The sequence below is a fragment of the Paraburkholderia eburnea genome (assembly GCF_002917095.1).
GTDB lineage: Bacteria > Pseudomonadota > Gammaproteobacteria > Burkholderiales > Burkholderiaceae > Paraburkholderia > Paraburkholderia eburnea.
Genome location: NZ_PQGA01000005.1, coordinates 142,428 through 156,893 on the forward strand (window position 1 = coordinate 142,428; position 14,466 = coordinate 156,893).

Here is a 14,466-nt window from a genome sequence, read left to right on the forward strand (position 1 = left end):
CGATGAGTGTACGCGCCTCCCGACAAGGCTGCTGGGCACACGCTGCAATCTTCCAGCCGCCTGGACAGGCGCGCGAGGCTGTACACGGGCACTTTCGTATCGGAAACTGTTGCCTCGTTTGTTTCCTTACTGATGCACCATGCGCACCATGCCTCCGTACGTCTGTCTCGAACACGCTCAAGCCGCCCTGCATGAGGCGGCACAATGAAGAACGCACAACCCGGTTCGACCGGCCACGTCTTCACGCTGGACGACTTCCGCCTGGCGTTTCTGGGCGCGGGCGTACTCACGTTGCTGTCGATCTGGGGATATGCACAGATGGCGCGCGATGCGGGCCAGAATGTCGGCGGCGGCTCGCGCCGCCAACGCGCGCAGGGGGCAAAAAGCCTGTGACTAGCGCATGACATCGAAGCACGATGCTTACTTGGAAAGGCTCGCGCGCACCGTGAATTCCTGCTCGGCCTCGGCTTCGAATTCCTCTTCGTCCAGCCCATGCGCGCGATGGAATTCAGACGACAGCGGCTCGACCGGATAACCGCGCCGCTCCCACGCATCGAGACCGCCCCTGAGCGCGTGCGCGTGGTAGATGTGCTTGTCGCGCAAGCGGTTGACGATGCGCTTGGCCGTCACCTCGTTCGGGCATACGCAATACACCACGATGGGACGCGCGATCAGCTCGGCCGGTAGCGCCTCGCTTGAATCGAGATTGAGCGGCTGGGCGCCGGGAATGCGATAGGCCTCCTTCTCACGCACAGTCTGCGGCCGCGCATCGAAGACGATCGGCGGCGAGCCGGATTTCATCATCTCGTCGAGCTGATCGGGCGAAATGCGGTGCGTGGCGAGCCAGCGGCGCAATTGCAGACGGCGCGCCCAGCGGTAGGCCAGGAACAGCACGCCAGCCACCGCGAGCACGTCGAAGATCGTCCAGCCATTGGCGCGCACGAACATCGCAAAGCGCGCGATTTCCGTATGCAGTGCGGCGCCGCCGATCAGCCAGGTGCCAGCCCAGAGCGTCGCGCCCACCGCGTCCCAGAGCAGAAAAATACGCACGTCCATCGACGTGGTGCCGAGCAGCGGCGCGGATATCAGACCGAGACCCGGCACGAACTTCGCCGCCGCAAGGATCGGCGCGCCGTGACGTTCGAACACATTGCGCGCGACACGAATCGTCGTATCGAGCGACAGTGAAAAGCGCACGAGTCCATTGAGCAGGCGACGGCCACGCAGGCGGCCCGCCGTGAACCAGAGCGAGTCGGCGAACAAGGTCGCCACCACCGCGGCCAGCAACAGATTCACATAGGAAGCTTCCCCGCCAGCCGCCATCGTGCCCGCCAGTATCAGCACCGGCGCGGCGGGAACCGGCACGCCGAGTTGCGTTACGAGCACGCTGAGAAATACCACTCCAGTGCCAAAATCGGGCGGGATGGCGGTGGGAAGAGTCCACATAACGGGGGGTTCCGGCTTGAAGCGACCTGATAAGAAAGGAAACATCTGCGCGATTTCGGCGCAAGTACGGAGATTACCGCAAGTGGGTGAATTCCTGCTTGCTGCCCCGCTGTTGCCCGCGCTCCCGAAACGGGTATCGATCAGCTGGGACTAGTGCTTTCCCTGCACGATCCGGCTTACGCGGCGCGCCGGTTCGGTGCTACCCTCGACATCTGCTCTGCGCCGATCTTCCTGCCTTTTTCCTTTAAGAAACATGCGTTACTGGCGTCTCGACCGGCCGCGACAGGCCGGTCCATCCGGCTCATTCGATTTGGCCCGTGTCACCGGCCTCGTCGCCGCGATTGGCGGCGATAACGCCAATGCGCTCGCCGCCGAGGTGCTGAACCTGCTCGGGCCGGCCACGTCGGTGTCGCAATGCACGGTGTTCGCGTACGAGTTCGGCAACCGGCCACGCACGGTCTCGGTCGCCGACCATCGCGGCGGCCGCTTTCTGCGCGATGTCGCCGACACTTACACGCGCCTCTTTTACGCGCTGGACGGCAATCAGCGCATCGTGACGGGCAATAACGACGCTACGGATAAGCCTTCGTCACTCGTGCTTCACTGGCAGTCGAGCGAAGACATCGCGCACGACGGCTACCGCCAGACCTGCTACGCCACGCCGAATGTTTCCGATCGGCTCTCCTTGCTCATGCAGCCCGCCGCCGATATCTGGCTCTGCGTGAATCTCTATCGCGAGCGCGACGCCGGCAATTTCCAGCCCGGCGAAGTGGAACTGGTCGAATCGCTCGCGCCCCTGATCGGCGAGGCCACCAGGCATCACTACGCCCTGCGTGGGCAAAGCCAGTTGGGCATTCCGCAACTGATGCTCGCGCGCCTGCGCAGGCTGTGTCCCGAACTGTCGAAACGCGAACTCGACGCGCTGCGTGGCGTGCTCGAAGGCCATAGCGCCGCCGAAATTGCCGACAGCATGGGCGTGAAGCCCAGCAGCGTCGTCACCTATCAGAAACGCGCGTATCAGCGCCTCGGCATTTCGGGCCAGCGCCAGCTTTTCGCGCTCTGCCTCGCCAACGACGCGCGCTAAACGCCCCTCGCCCGTTGTTGTCCTCGGCCACGCTGTACCCAAAATGAGGACAGCGCCGCCTCGCTCGCCCGCCATACTCCCCGCATCGCCCAGGCTTTTGAAGCCCGCGGCGCCGCGTGGTGCGCCTTGCACCGCGCGCGAACAAAAATTTCCGATCGGAGACAACGCGCGATGAGCGTCCCATTCAAGCCTTATCCCTTCGAATCGAAGCAGTACGACGCTCGCCTGCCCGAACGCGCCGATGGCCGCGAAACGCAACGTCACGCGGTCACGATCGTCGGCGGCGGCCCGGTCGGACTCGCCATCGCTTTGGGTCTCGCGAAACATGGCGTGCGCTCGGTGCTGATCGAAGCCGACGAATCGGTGTGCCACGGCAGCCGCGCCATCTGCATTTCGCGCCGCAGCCTGGAGATCATCGAACGTCTGGGCGCGCTCGATGGCTTTCTCGCCAAAGGCCTGCCATGGACGGGCGGGCGCAGCTTCTATCGCAACGAGGAAGTCCTGCACTTCACGATGCCGCAAGACGATAACCAGAAGCTGCCGCCGATGGTCAATCTCGCGCAGTATCACATCGAGCAATTCCTGCTCGACGCGGCTGAGCGCCACGCGGATCTCATCGACATCCGCTGGCGCACGAAAGTGACCTCCGTGCAGCACGACACGCAGGGGGCGACGCTTACGCTCTCGACGCCCGAAGGCGACTACGAAGCGCAAACCGACTGGCTGATCGCGGCGGACGGCGGGCGCAGCACCGTGCGCGAGGCGCTGGGCCTCAAGCTCACCGGTACGAGCTACGAAGGCCGCTATGTGATCGTCGATATCCTGCTCGACAGCGCACGGCCCACGGAACGTCTCGCGTATTTCGATCCGGCGTCGAATCCCGGCTCGACCGTGCTGGTGCACAAGCAGCCCGACAACGTCTGGCGCATCGACTATCAGTTGCGCGACGGCGAGGACGCGGAAGCGGCCGTCAAACCTGAAAACGTAATGCCGCGCGTGCAGAGCCTGCTCGACATGATGGGCGAGACCGCCGCGTGGTCGCCCATCTGGATCACGATCTACAAGGCCAACGCGCTCACGCTGGAGCGCTATCGTCATGGGCGCGTGCTGTTCGCGGGCGATGCCGCGCATCTCGTGCCGATCTTCGGCGTGCGCGGCGCGAATTCCGGCATCGACGACGCGGACAATCTCGCGTGGAAGCTCGCCTACGCCATCCACGGGCGTGCCGATGAACGCCTGCTCGACAGCTATTCCGACGAGCGCGTATTCGCCGCGCACGAAAACCTCAGCTACGGCACGAAAAGCACCGAATTCATGGCGCCGCCGTCGTTCGCGTTCGAACTGATGCGCACAGCGGTATTGAGTCTCGCCGCGCGCCATCCCGGCGTGCGCCCGCTGATCAACCCGCGCCAGACCTCGGCGATCGCCTATAGGGATTCGCCGCTCAATGCAGTTTCCGATCCGCTCGTCAGCGGTCCCGCGCCGGGCACGGTGTTGCCCGAGTGCCCCATCACCATCGTCGATGGCGGCGGAACACGCGCGGGCCACATGACCGATCTGATCGGCACGCACTTTACGGCGCTCTATTTCAGCGATGACGGCACGGTGCCGCCCGCCTTGGCCGCGTTGGAAACGTCATGCGGCGTGCCGGTCAAGCTCGTGCCGCTCGCGCGGCAGACACCCGCCGACACCACGCGCCGCTGTGGCTGGGACCACACTGGCCGCCTCTTTCCGATGTACGGCGCCGCAGCGGCCACGCTCTATCTCGTGCGCCCGGACGGTCACGTGCTCGGCCGCTGGCAAGGCAACGGCGCCACGCTGGCACAGCGCGCGTTCGACGCCCTCGAACGCTCGTTGCACGCATTGCATGCATGAACGCACAACAATATTGAACAGGAAAACACCATGACCGACAGCGAACTCGACGCGGTCTACACGCGACTGTGCAAGACCATGACCGATCTGGGCGAAGCCAATGCGCCGCTCTTTCTCGCGCGCTTCGCGCTGCTCGCCGTCGAGCGTATCGGCGACGCGCAGGCAGCGCTCGGCCTGATCGACGCCGCTCAAGCAGATATGCAGGCGGCGCACTGAGCCGCGTGTTTCCGATCGTCAACGTCGCGGCAATTGCAGCAGCCGCGCAAGCCTCGAACGATTGCTGACGCCGAGTTTCTGGAACGACCGGTCGAGATGGGTACGCACGGTCGTATAGGAAATCCCGAGCCGCTGCGCAATTTCCTTGTCCAGCAACCCCTCGGCGGCCAGCGTCACGACCTCGCGCTCGCGCCGCGTCAGGCGAGCGATCGGGTCGCCATCCGTGAACTCCACCGCCACGCCGTCCGGCAGCGTCGCGATGCCCGCAGCACCGCGCGAGCGCGCCAGCGCGGCGGTGAACGCCGGACGGATCAGCTCCAGCATCGCCAGGTCGTGATCGGAAAAGTTCTCGCCGTGCGCGCCGCGCCAGATGCGTAGATCGCCGATGTTGGTGTCGCCGTCCCAGACGAACAGATTCATGCCCCAGTGCAAGCCATCGCGGCGCAGAAAGTCGTTGAATAACTCGGTTTGCGCGAGTTCATCGTGCGCCATCACGTCGGTTACACGAACCGCCGCGCGCTGGTGCTGAAGGAGAGGCGTGAGCGGATCGCGGTACTGGAAATAGCGCTCGTAATTGCCGAGATTGTCCGCAGACATGTTGATGGCGACGCGGTTCGTGAATATGCCCTGCGTGTCGTCCCAGACATAGGAGCCGAAGAAATCCGCGCGGAGCAGATCGAGCATGCGCCGCCCTACTTCAAGCCGCAGCACGTCCTCCGGCAAAGCGCGGTCGGCCAGCAGCTTGAAGACGTCGGCCAGCAACGCCAGTTCGCGGCTTGTCAGATACATTCGCGGCGCACGTGACTCTGCATTGGAATTGCCATTGACGGGCGGCAAGGCAGCCCCAAAAGCCTAACCGAGGGCTAGTGCCGGTCTGCAGGCGCCGTTCCGGGGCGCAGCAAACGTTATAGCTTATATAGCGGTTTCGGCGAATTCAAGGAACCGTGCAGGCGCGCAACACCAAGGGAAAATCAGGAGGAGAAAAGAAAACGGGCAGCCGAAGCTGCCCAGTAAAACACACGCCGGCTGGGTTTTCACGTCGCCGGAACTTGCATCCTACGCGATACGCTCCGCACTGGAATCCTCATTAAAGAGGACAAGCGGTGAGCAAACGCGCATCGCATGCGATGCTGTTCGTACCGGGTCGCTCGCGCATCGTATGTCCAGTGAATTTCGGGAAAACTTGTCCGGCAAAAAATTCGTATCGGAAACAAGATGCACGCGCAACCGGTAGCATTGACCCGCGACGCTCCGCTTACTGCACTACGCGCGTGACGCCACGTCCGCGCGGATCAGCAGCGGCTTCGGGCGTATCGCCATCGATACGGATTGCCTGGATGTCGCCGTTGAAGTCCTGTCCCTTCAGCACATAGCCCTTCGCCTCGACCTGCTTCGCGAGGTCGCCGTTGATCGGCTCATACGGCTCCCAGAAAATTGTATTGGGCGGCAGCAGTTGATGATGGAAACGCATCGCGCCAACCGCATCCTTCAACGGCATCTTGAAGTCGTAAATGTTGTTGATGACCTGGAAGATCGACGTGAAGATGCGCGAGCCGCCCGGCGTGCCGATCACCAGCGACACCTTGCCGTCCTTCGTGAGAATCGTCGGCGTCATCGAGGACAGTGGACGCTTCTTCGGCGCGATCGCGTTCGCGTCGCTGCCGACCACGCCGAACATGTTCGGCACGCCCGGCTTCGCGGAGAAGTCGTCCATCTCGTCGTTGAGCACGATGCCCGCGCCCGGCACCACCACGCCCGAACCGAAGTAGCCGTTGATCGTATAGGTATTCGAAACGGCATTGCCCCATTTGTCGACCACCGAGAAGTGCGTGGTCTCGGCCTTTTCCGGCATCGAGGTGCCGAGACCCGGCTGCACGCTCTTCGTGTCGGAGGGCTTGTCGGGATCGACGTCGGCGGCGCGCTTCGCGATATAGGCGTCGTCGGTCAGTTGCGCGACCGGCACCTTGTAGAAGTCAGGATCGCCGAGATATTGCGCGCGATCCGCGAATACACGCTTCTCGATTTCCGCGATCAGATGGACGTATTGCGGCGAATTGAGCGGCACGTCCTTGAATTGCGGCGCGAGATCGGCCTTCATCTTGAGCAGCTGCACGAGGCCCACGCCGCCCGAGCTCGGCGGCGGCGCGGTGATGACTTCGTAGCCGTTCCAGTTCGCCTCGACCGGCTGGCGCCAGACAGCCTTGTACTCCTGCAGATCGCGCTTCGTGATGAGACCGTGGCCCTTCATCGACGCCGCGATCAGGTCGGCCGTCTTGCCGTCGTAGAAGTCCTTCGCGCCTTGATTGGCGATGCGCGTGAGCACGTTGGCGAGATCGGGCTGCCTGAAAGGCTCGCCCACTTTCATGTCGCCGAAATACTGGTCGAAGTTGGTCTTGCCGTCGAACTCTTTCGATGCTTCCTCGCGGCGTTTTGCCAATAGCTCGTCGACCACGAAGCCGTCGCGCGCGTATTTGATCGCGGGTTGCAGCACCTGCTTCCATGACAGCTTGCCGAAGCGTTTCTGCGCCTCCCACATGCCCTCGACGGTGCCAGGCACGCCTACCGCGTCGTAACCGTAGAGGCTCTTGCCGGCGATCACGTTGCCCTGGTCGTCCTGATACATCGTGCGCGTGGCGGCCAGCGGTGCACGCTCGCGATAGTCGAGGAAATAAGGCTTGCCGTTCACATAGAGCGTCATGAAACCACCGCCGCCGATATTGCCGGCCTCGGGATAGGTCACGGCGAGCGAGAAGGCGATGGCGACCGCCGCGTCGACGGCGTTGCCCCCTTCCTTGAAAATCAGTTCGGCGGCATCGGCGGCGTACTTGTCGGCCACAGCGACTGCTGAGGCGTCCAGTACGGCGGGACGTTGCTGGGTATCTTTGGCGAAGGCCGGCGTGGCTTCGAGAAAGCCCGCGGATAAAGCGGAAAGTGAAACGAGCGCGAGAGCAGCAGCGGAAATTTTCGTTCTATCGACCAACTTCATTGAGTGACCTCCATGATTCGGTTCATCGTTTAGCGCATTCTTGCCCAGCTTTCACCAGGCTTGTGACCCGGTCCCAACGCTTATAGCACGCACAGAAAACGATTGCGATCCGGCCATCCGCCGATAGCCGATCGTCGATAGCCACCCTGACTCAGGCCTGCCCGCGCCGCCCGCGCGCGATCTCGTCGCCCGCATTGGCCGGCAGACGCAAGGTGACGGGAATCGACGCCACGGAGAACAGTCCGACCACGAGGAATGCCGGCCAGAAATCGGACCATACGATGGTCGGATGCCCTTGTATCCGATGCGAAACTTGCAGCACGATCCCCGCGATCGTCACACCCAGGCCGAGCGAAACCTGCTGGATCACGCTCGCGACACTGGTGGCCCGGCCGATGTCCTTGCTGGGAATATCCGCGTAGGCCAGGGAATTAAGACCCGTGAACTGCAACGACGGAAAAATGCCGCCGGCCAGCACGATGAACCAGATCAGCCACACAGGCGTGGCCGGCGAAAACGCGCCATAGATCGCGATGGCCGCGCCCGCAACCGCGGCGTTGACGACCAGCGTGCGGCGAAAGCCGAAGCGCCCCAGCACGCGCGAAACGATCGCCTTCATGAAGATCGAACCGAACGCCGAGGCGCAGGTAATCGCACCCGAGGCGAACGCCGTCATGCCCAGCCCTTCCTGCAACGCAAGCGGCAACAGGAACGGCACCGCGCCGAGTCCGATACGAAACAGCGAGCCTCCCGCCACACTCGCGTTGAAGCTGGGAATGCGCAGAAATTTCAGATCGAGAACGGGCCGCTCCGCGCGCTGCGCGTAGAACCAGTAAGCCACCAGCAAGAACGCGCCGATCACGCACATCGTCACGGCTTTCGTATTGGAAACCAGCTCGCCGCCCACAAGCGACAGCCCCAGCATGAACAGCGACGCGCCGCCTGCCGAAAGCAGGAAACCCAGCCAGTCGAGCGGCCCCGGATGCTCCTCGTGCATATTGGCGATATGCCGGTTCGCGAGCCAGATGCCAAGCACGCCAATCGGAATGTTGACGAAAAAAATCAGCCGCCAGTGCAGATAGGTGGTGATGAAGCCACCGAGCGGCGGCCCCACGACAGGACCGAGCAACGCAGGCACGGTCAGATAATTGACCGCGCGGATGAAGTCCGATTTCGGCAGCGAACGGAAAATGATGATGCGGCCGACCGGCACCATCATCGCGCCGCCGATGCCTTGCACGAAGCGCGCGGCCACGAACATTTCAAGCGAGCGCGAGGCCGCGCACAGCAGCGAGCCCGTCATGAAAATGCCGATGGCCGTGCGGAACACATTGCGCGAACCGAAGCGGTCGGCGACCCATCCGCAGATCGGAATGAACACGCCGAGGCCGATCACATAACTCGTGACGGCAAGCTTGAGGGTGATGGGATCCTGGCCAAGATCGCGGGCCAACGCGGGCAGCGAGGTGACGATGACTGTCGCGTCCACGTTCTCCATGAACATCGCGCACGCGACAATAAGCGGAACGATGAAAGCGCCGAGGGCTAGTGGCATGGGCAGGAACGACAATCAGCCTGGCTGATGGCGTAAAGCTGCCATTATGGCACCGTGTTGCAAGAAGCGGGAAGTCGGCAACAGATGAAGCGGCGCGCAGCTGCACACGCATCACGCGCGTCAACGCGATAAAGCAGAAGGGCCGCCCTTGCGGCAGCCCTTCAGAACATCCACACGGAATCAGGCCGCGATTACCCGGCGACTTGCTTCAGGCGGCTCGCAACCGGCGTGAGTTGCGGCAACACCTGTTCGGCGGCGCGCGTCACGTCGTTCGGGAAGTCGATCTCGATCCACGGTGCGCCGGTGACGTCGGCCGTTTCGAATTCGGCGCCACGTTCGAGCAGCAGATCGCGCAGCGCTTCTTCGTGCGGCAGGTTCGCGCGGCCCGTATCGACATAGCCTTCGACGATCTGCGCGAAACGACGCGCCGTCGCTTCGTTCAGGCGGAAGAAGCCGACCGATTCGCCGATCGTGTCGTACTGCAGGCCCACGGCCAGTTGCTTGCGCAACTCGACGGGCACGCCCTCGCGCAGGCACAGCTTCACGGGCTCGTCGCCCGCTTCGAAGTCGCGGTCGATCAGGAGACGGTTGGCCGGTGCAGCGCCAGCCACCAGCGGCGCGAACACGCGCTCATCGTAGAGCACGTCCGCGTCCATCAGCAGCACGTCGCCGCCGCGCGTCATCGCTTCGGCGGTGCGATGCACCGTCAGCACGCTGCCCAGATCGAAGCGCGGGTTCAACACCACTTCGACCTTGTGCGGCCAGTTGATGCGCTTGAGTTCGGCCTCGACCAGCTCAGGCTGGAAGCCGAGCGCGAGCACGACTTCGGTGACGCCCGCCGATTCGAGCATCTGCAGGTGGCGTTCGAGCAGCGAGACGCCCTCGAATTGCAGCAGACATTTCGGAAACTGTTCTCCAGCGCGTTGCTGAAGGCGCAGGCCGAGGCCTGCCGCGAGAATGATGGCGCGCATGCGCAACGTTCCTTGGGAGAAAAAAGTCAATCGGCGATTTCGACAGCGGGTACGCGCGGAGCGCGCCGACGTTGCCAGCTACGTTCGCTGAAATGCAGATACAGAAGGCCCGGCAAACCGAGCACGATTTCGCGCGCGCGCTTGGTGAGCGAGAGCGCGAGCGCCGCCTCGGGCGGCAGGCCGACGAGCGGCGCGAGCAGCAGATAGCCGCCCTCCTGCACGCCGAGCGAGCCGGGAATGGCAAACGCCGCGCCCCGGATCGCCTGGCCGATGCTCTCCAGCAACAGCGCGTCGATCCAGCCGACCGGATGGCCGAGGAAGTGCAGCGCGAGCCACACTTCCGCGGTGCCGACGAGCCAGCCCGCGAGGCTCAACGCGAAGCTGGCCGCCGCACGGCCGCGTTCGGAATAAAGCTCCTTGACGGCGGCGTCGATGGCGTCGGCGCGCGTGGCAAGCGACGACCAGTCGCGCTTGCCGAACACCTTCGCCGCGAGACGCAGCAGGCGGCCGAACAGGCCACGGTGCTGCGCCACGTAAAACAGGGCGATCATGCCGCCGAGCACGACCGTGGCGATCATCGCCGCGAGGCCGAGATCGCGCGGCGCGCCATTGGCGGCGTAAGCGGAAAAGAGCGCGATGCCGAACACCGCGAACACGATCTGCGCGACCGCCTGCAGCGTCGTGCTCACCGTGATGGCCGCCGCCGCGTCGCGCATGGCCATGCCGCGCTGCGCAAGCTGGCGCACCATCGCCACGGGACCGCCGATCTGGCCGGCGGGCAACAGGCTGTTCACCGCCTCGCCGCTCCAGCGCGCCAGCAACGCGTCACGCTGGTCGACACGCTCGCCCTTGCGGAACATCACCGAGATCGCACCTGCGTCGAGCGCGAGCGGGACGATGTGAAACGCCGCGACGAGCGCGAGGCCCCAGCCAGCCGCAGCCAGCGTGCTCGTCACCGAGCCCAGGCCTTGCCACGTGAGCAGCGCGATAAAGAGTGCTGCGCCGATCGACAACAGCAGGATGGCGGCACGGCTCACGCCCGCTCTCCCGTTTTGCGCGCGCCGCCGATCGCGGACTGCAGCGCCTTGCGGAACACCTGGCGAAAGCCAAAGTATGCAATCGCGTCTTTCATGTTCGAGATGAAGCGCCGCCACGGACGCATGTTCGGGTTGGTCACGTATTCGAACGTGAGCGAAACGCGTACCTCCCCTTCGCGGCTTGCGGTTACGCGGTGACGCAGCTTGTCGCCATCGAACAGCACGAGCGCGCCGGGCGGATACTGGACGGCGCCGGGCTCGTCGGGCTTGTTTTCGTCGCGGGTATGCAGCTCGTAATCCAGAATGCACGACGAGTCGTCGATCACGCCCAGCAGCACCGTATAGCGGCGGCCGTCGTAATAAGACGTGTCGTAGTGCCAGCCGATATGATCGCCCGCGCGCGTGTAGTAATACAGCGCATAGGCATGCGGATCGTCTTCGGGCGAAAGCTGGAGCTTGTCGCCGGTGATCTTTTCCAGCCAGGCGATCAGCTTGGGCGAGCGGTAGAGTTCGGCGATATACGGCTGCAGACGGTCGATCGTGTGACGGCTCACACTGCCGCCCGCCTTATGGCCGGGAATGAAATTGCGGTTGACCTCGGGCATCAGCGCATTGGCGGCGTCGATGAGCCGCTGCGTCGCGTCCGCAGGCAGGAATTCGGAGAGATACAGGAACGAACCCTGATTCACGTACTCGTCGCGCAGACGCGCCGGATCCAGGTCGCCCAAGGCGCGGCCAATCGCGGCGTCGGGCACGCCGGCCGCCCCCGCTTCGATGCCGGCGCTGCGCGCGTTGGCCGTTACTGCCTGTTCTTCTTCTGCTTGCACACTCATCTGCTGATCCAAACCTGACGGGTTTCCTTGCCGGCCGCACGGCGCGTCACGCGCCAGTAGTCGAACACCACGTAAATCGCGAACAGCGGCGCCCCGATGGACGCGGCCACGACAAACGGCGACGCGATACCGGTGAGTGTGACGAGCGGCAACAGATACAGCACGTCTTCCGTCTCGAAACCGCCGACGAAGGCCTGCTGCGTGCCGGCCTTGCCCGCCATTTCCTCGATACGCATGCGCAGGAAGAAGATTACCGCGACGGCCACGCCGGCGATACCGCCGAGCACGGCCGGCGGCACGCGCCATTCGGCCGCAGTCGCGCCGGAGGCGGCGAGGACACCCAGGCCATAGCCCATGCCGAAGAACAGCAGGATCGTGGTCGCGGCATCCGCGGCGAGATCGTAGAAATGGCCAATACGGCTGGTCTTGCCGCTGATTCGCGCGAGTTCGCCGTCGGTGTGATCAACGAAATTCGACAAAACGATCAGAAATGCGCCAATATTGACGTGCAAGAAGTCGCCGCGCGCCAGATAGAACGCGCCCGCGAGCCCGATCAGCAGGCGCAGGGTGGTCAGGTGATTCGGGGTTACGCGAGTCGGCACGAGAGGCGTGACGAGCCAGCGCGCCGCGCGCGCGTCCCATGTGCGCGGGAGCGGTACCGCTCGCGGCAGCGTTTGCGCAGGTTGGTCTTTTCCAGTCATAACCGGGAAGTATAGTGTAAGCCGTCTCGCCATGCTCTCGGGCCTAGCACAGTTGCGTGTAAATCACCGCCCCGGAAGTGTGTCGTTTTCTTGAGATGTGTAAGGGTGTCTTGCTACAGCGCACGGCGGCCAGCGCCTAAGCGTGGAACAGCCTGCCCGACGCCAACGTGAGCCAGCTCATGGGGTCGGCTTGCTTCCGGCAAACCGCCTTCAGGTCCGCAAGTTCGGTCACGCCGGCCGTGTCAGCCTTGAGCGCCTTGCACGCTCCCGCAGTGATGCTAAAGCCGTAGATCAGCATGGCGATGTACACGACGAGAAATACGTCGACCGCCACGAAGGCCGACGCAGCAAGCGCTGTATTTTTCATATTGCACTTTCTGGTTTTATGCAGACTTCAGCGCCGTCGATGGGCGCGTGAGCGACGTTTTTGCGCTTCGAGGCGTTCAGGTGTGGTTTTCCCCCGCCACACCGGCACTTTTTACCGAAATCAAAGCGATTTTCATTCCGATTGCATCAATTTTACCGTCGCCCAACGGTCGGCGAAAGATTCCGGCGCGCAAAGGTGAAAAATTGTCTGCTCTAGAGTGTGCGAACGTTTGCCTTGATCGAATCGGTCAGCCCGATGCTGCCCCGCAAGCACGCTCGCGCAAACCCGCGTACAGTGCTTGCCTTCGCATCGGCCCTGGCGTCGCGCAAGTGAGCGGCGCCGGCGCAGCCTAATCGCCAGAATTCGATGAAACGTCCTTCCCTCGCTGCCCTGCTGCTCGCGGCGCTGCCCTTCGTGCCGCTCACCGGCCATGCCGCCGCCCTCGACGACGCGCTGACCTGCAAGGAGTCAGCGCACGATTTCGTGTCCGGTCTGATCGACCAGAAGCTGATCGACGAAAAACCCATGCGCGTCGAGAAGAATTCGATCAACGCCTTCTGGCCCGCGCACGGCCAGCATATGACGGCCTACGGCTTCAGCGTGTTCGCGATCGTGGCTTTCCAGCAGGACGACCCGCTGTTCAAGACGGGCGACGGCAAGCCGATCGCCCGTTCGGCCTATGGCGCGGTGGTGGTCGGCACTCAGGGCAAGGTCCAGGCCGCGCTCGACGCGGTCGGCAACACGGCCATCGTTCATCACGCCGGGCCGCTGCTGACCGCCATCTTCTGCCAGCAGGACTAGGCGACCGGGGGGGGGCTTACTCGATACGGCCGAAACCGCCCTCGGCCCACGACTCGGCGCGCGCCTTGGTCAGCTTGAAGTTGGGCGCGACGCGCACCTGTGCGATCTGTTCGCCGAATGCGTCGAGCGCCGTGAGCATGGCGTAAGGCTCGTACTCGTCGGGCACGATGTCGAGCGTGACGTCGATGTCGCCATCGTCGGTCTGCAGTCCAACGCGCTTGTGCAGCAGCGCGTGCAACTGCTGTTCGTGCCGGCGCAACACCTCCGACGCGGTCTTCACGAGCGTATTGAACGCCGACGTATCCAGCGGCTTCGGATTCTTCTTGTCGCGGCCCATCGTCCACGGACCGACCAGCGCGGGCTCGGGCTCGCCGTCCTTGATCATCTGGACGGCCCAGCCGTCGTCGTCTTCGTTCTTGATCACGCGCGCCGTCCAACCGTCCTTGCGCCACAGGCGCGGATCCTGGATCACGTCGTCGGCGGTCGGTTCGAGGGGGGCGTCGGGGAAAGCGGCGGGCGAAGCATCGGTCATGGCGGGTTCCATCGGGTTCTGCGGGCCTGCCCAGTTTCTGCGGACAGGGGCAGGATTTTACC

At 63.8% G+C, this 14,466-nt stretch carries 15 protein-coding genes; 5 read left to right on the forward strand and 10 right to left on the reverse strand.

Annotation, left to right across the window (positions count from 1 at the left end; genetic code table 11):
- Positions 1–204 precede the first annotated feature (204 nt).
- A complete protein-coding gene (locus tag B0G62_RS12725; RefSeq protein WP_103704544.1) occupies positions 205–393 on the forward strand; it encodes a hypothetical protein in 189 nt (62 codons plus the stop codon).
- Positions 394–420: 27 nt separating this feature from the next.
- Here B0G62_RS12725 and B0G62_RS12730 read toward each other — a convergent pair whose 3' ends face one another.
- Positions 421–1,446: a VTT domain-containing protein gene (locus tag B0G62_RS12730; protein ID WP_103704545.1), complete on the reverse strand. Its 1,026-nt coding sequence runs from the start codon at positions 1,444–1,446 to the stop codon at positions 421–423.
- A gap of 253 nt (positions 1,447–1,699) precedes the next feature.
- Between B0G62_RS12730 and B0G62_RS12735 the strand changes: the two genes are divergently transcribed.
- From B0G62_RS12735 to B0G62_RS12745, 3 genes are all read left to right on the forward strand, one after another.
- Positions 1,700–2,530, forward strand: coding sequence for a helix-turn-helix transcriptional regulator (locus B0G62_RS12735; RefSeq protein WP_103704546.1), 831 nt, complete (start codon positions 1,700–1,702; stop codon positions 2,528–2,530).
- A gap of 171 nt (positions 2,531–2,701) precedes the next feature.
- Positions 2,702–4,405 (forward strand): FAD-dependent oxidoreductase, encoded by a 1,704-nt coding sequence (locus tag B0G62_RS12740; RefSeq protein ID WP_103704547.1) that lies wholly within the window; start codon positions 2,702–2,704, stop codon positions 4,403–4,405.
- A 30-nt stretch (positions 4,406–4,435) separates the two neighbouring features.
- Entirely contained in the window at positions 4,436–4,621 is a 186-nt protein-coding gene (locus B0G62_RS12745; RefSeq protein WP_103704548.1) for a hypothetical protein, read from the forward strand.
- 18 nt (positions 4,622–4,639) lie between these two features.
- On the opposite strand, the gene B0G62_RS32475 is transcribed toward B0G62_RS12745, so the two are convergent.
- The 8 genes from B0G62_RS32475 to B0G62_RS12785 form a co-directional block, all read right to left on the reverse strand.
- Complete coding sequence (locus tag B0G62_RS32475) at positions 4,640–5,410, reverse strand: helix-turn-helix transcriptional regulator (protein WP_103704549.1); 771 nt, start codon at positions 5,408–5,410, stop codon at positions 4,640–4,642.
- 466 nt (positions 5,411–5,876) lie between these two features.
- The gene (ggt, locus tag B0G62_RS12755) at positions 5,877–7,607 is read right to left on the reverse strand and encodes a gamma-glutamyltransferase (protein ID WP_103704550.1); all 1,731 of its coding nucleotides are present in this window, start codon (positions 7,605–7,607) and stop codon (positions 5,877–5,879) included.
- A gap of 151 nt (positions 7,608–7,758) precedes the next feature.
- Positions 7,759–9,162, reverse strand: a complete 1,404-nt coding sequence (locus B0G62_RS12760; protein WP_103704716.1) for an MFS transporter — start codon at positions 9,160–9,162, stop codon at positions 7,759–7,761.
- 191 nt (positions 9,163–9,353) lie between these two features.
- Positions 9,354–10,133, reverse strand: coding sequence for a phosphocholine cytidylyltransferase family protein (locus tag B0G62_RS12765; protein ID WP_103704551.1), 780 nt, complete (start codon positions 10,131–10,133; stop codon positions 9,354–9,356).
- A 26-nt stretch (positions 10,134–10,159) separates the two neighbouring features.
- Positions 10,160–11,170 (reverse strand): flippase-like domain-containing protein, encoded by a 1,011-nt coding sequence (locus tag B0G62_RS12770; protein ID WP_103704552.1) that lies wholly within the window; start codon positions 11,168–11,170, stop codon positions 10,160–10,162.
- Complete coding sequence (locus tag B0G62_RS12775) at positions 11,167–12,003, reverse strand: HalD/BesD family halogenase (protein ID WP_103704553.1); 837 nt, start codon at positions 12,001–12,003, stop codon at positions 11,167–11,169. The genes B0G62_RS12770 and B0G62_RS12775 overlap by 4 nt, the downstream gene beginning before the upstream one ends.
- Positions 12,000–12,704 carry a CDP-alcohol phosphatidyltransferase family protein gene (locus B0G62_RS12780; protein ID WP_103704554.1) on the reverse strand — a complete coding sequence of 235 codons (705 nt, stop codon included), beginning with the start codon at positions 12,702–12,704 and terminating at the stop codon, positions 12,000–12,002. Before B0G62_RS12780 ends, B0G62_RS12775 begins: the two co-directional genes overlap by 4 nt.
- Before the next feature lie 136 nt (positions 12,705–12,840).
- Entirely contained in the window at positions 12,841–13,071 is a 231-nt protein-coding gene (locus B0G62_RS12785) for a hypothetical protein (RefSeq protein ID WP_103704555.1), read from the reverse strand.
- Between the two features lie 366 nt (positions 13,072–13,437).
- Here B0G62_RS12785 and B0G62_RS12790 point away from each other — a divergent pair, with 366 nt between their 5' ends.
- Entirely contained in the window at positions 13,438–13,872 is a 435-nt protein-coding gene (locus B0G62_RS12790; RefSeq protein ID WP_103704556.1) for a hypothetical protein, read from the forward strand.
- Between the two features lie 16 nt (positions 13,873–13,888).
- On the opposite strand, the gene B0G62_RS12795 is transcribed toward B0G62_RS12790, so the two are convergent.
- Positions 13,889–14,404 carry a hypothetical protein gene (locus tag B0G62_RS12795; protein ID WP_103704557.1) on the reverse strand — a complete coding sequence of 172 codons (516 nt, stop codon included), beginning with the start codon at positions 14,402–14,404 and terminating at the stop codon, positions 13,889–13,891.
- Positions 14,405–14,466 lie beyond the last annotated feature (62 nt).

Coding starts and splice junctions, on each gene's coding strand:
- B0G62_RS12740 (WP_103704547.1), top strand. CDS start 2,702: ATGAGCGTCCCATTCAAGCCTTATCCCTTCGAATCGAAGCAGTACGAC.
- B0G62_RS12730 (WP_103704545.1), bottom strand. CDS start 1,446: ATGTGGACTCTTCCCACCGCCATCCCGCCCGATTTTGGCACTGGAGTG.
- B0G62_RS12790 (WP_103704556.1), top strand. CDS start 13,438: ATGAAACGTCCTTCCCTCGCTGCCCTGCTGCTCGCGGCGCTGCCCTTC.
- B0G62_RS12780 (WP_103704554.1), bottom strand. CDS start 12,704: ATGACTGGAAAAGACCAACCTGCGCAAACGCTGCCGCGAGCGGTACCG.
- B0G62_RS12775 (WP_103704553.1), bottom strand. CDS start 12,003: ATGAGTGTGCAAGCAGAAGAAGAACAGGCAGTAACGGCCAACGCGCGC.
- ggt (WP_103704550.1), bottom strand. CDS start 7,607: ATGAAGTTGGTCGATAGAACGAAAATTTCCGCTGCTGCTCTCGCGCTC.
- B0G62_RS12725 (WP_103704544.1), top strand. CDS start 205: ATGAAGAACGCACAACCCGGTTCGACCGGCCACGTCTTCACGCTGGAC.
- B0G62_RS12795 (WP_103704557.1), bottom strand. CDS start 14,404: ATGACCGATGCTTCGCCCGCCGCTTTCCCCGACGCCCCCCTCGAACCG.
- B0G62_RS12760 (WP_103704716.1), bottom strand. CDS start 9,162: ATGCCACTAGCCCTCGGCGCTTTCATCGTTCCGCTTATTGTCGCGTGC.
- B0G62_RS12765 (WP_103704551.1), bottom strand. CDS start 10,133: ATGCGCGCCATCATTCTCGCGGCAGGCCTCGGCCTGCGCCTTCAGCAA.
- B0G62_RS32475 (WP_103704549.1), bottom strand. CDS start 5,410: ATGTATCTGACAAGCCGCGAACTGGCGTTGCTGGCCGACGTCTTCAAG.
- B0G62_RS12785 (WP_103704555.1), bottom strand. CDS start 13,071: ATGAAAAATACAGCGCTTGCTGCGTCGGCCTTCGTGGCGGTCGACGTA.
- B0G62_RS12735 (WP_103704546.1), top strand. CDS start 1,700: ATGCGTTACTGGCGTCTCGACCGGCCGCGACAGGCCGGTCCATCCGGC.
- B0G62_RS12745 (WP_103704548.1), top strand. CDS start 4,436: ATGACCGACAGCGAACTCGACGCGGTCTACACGCGACTGTGCAAGACC.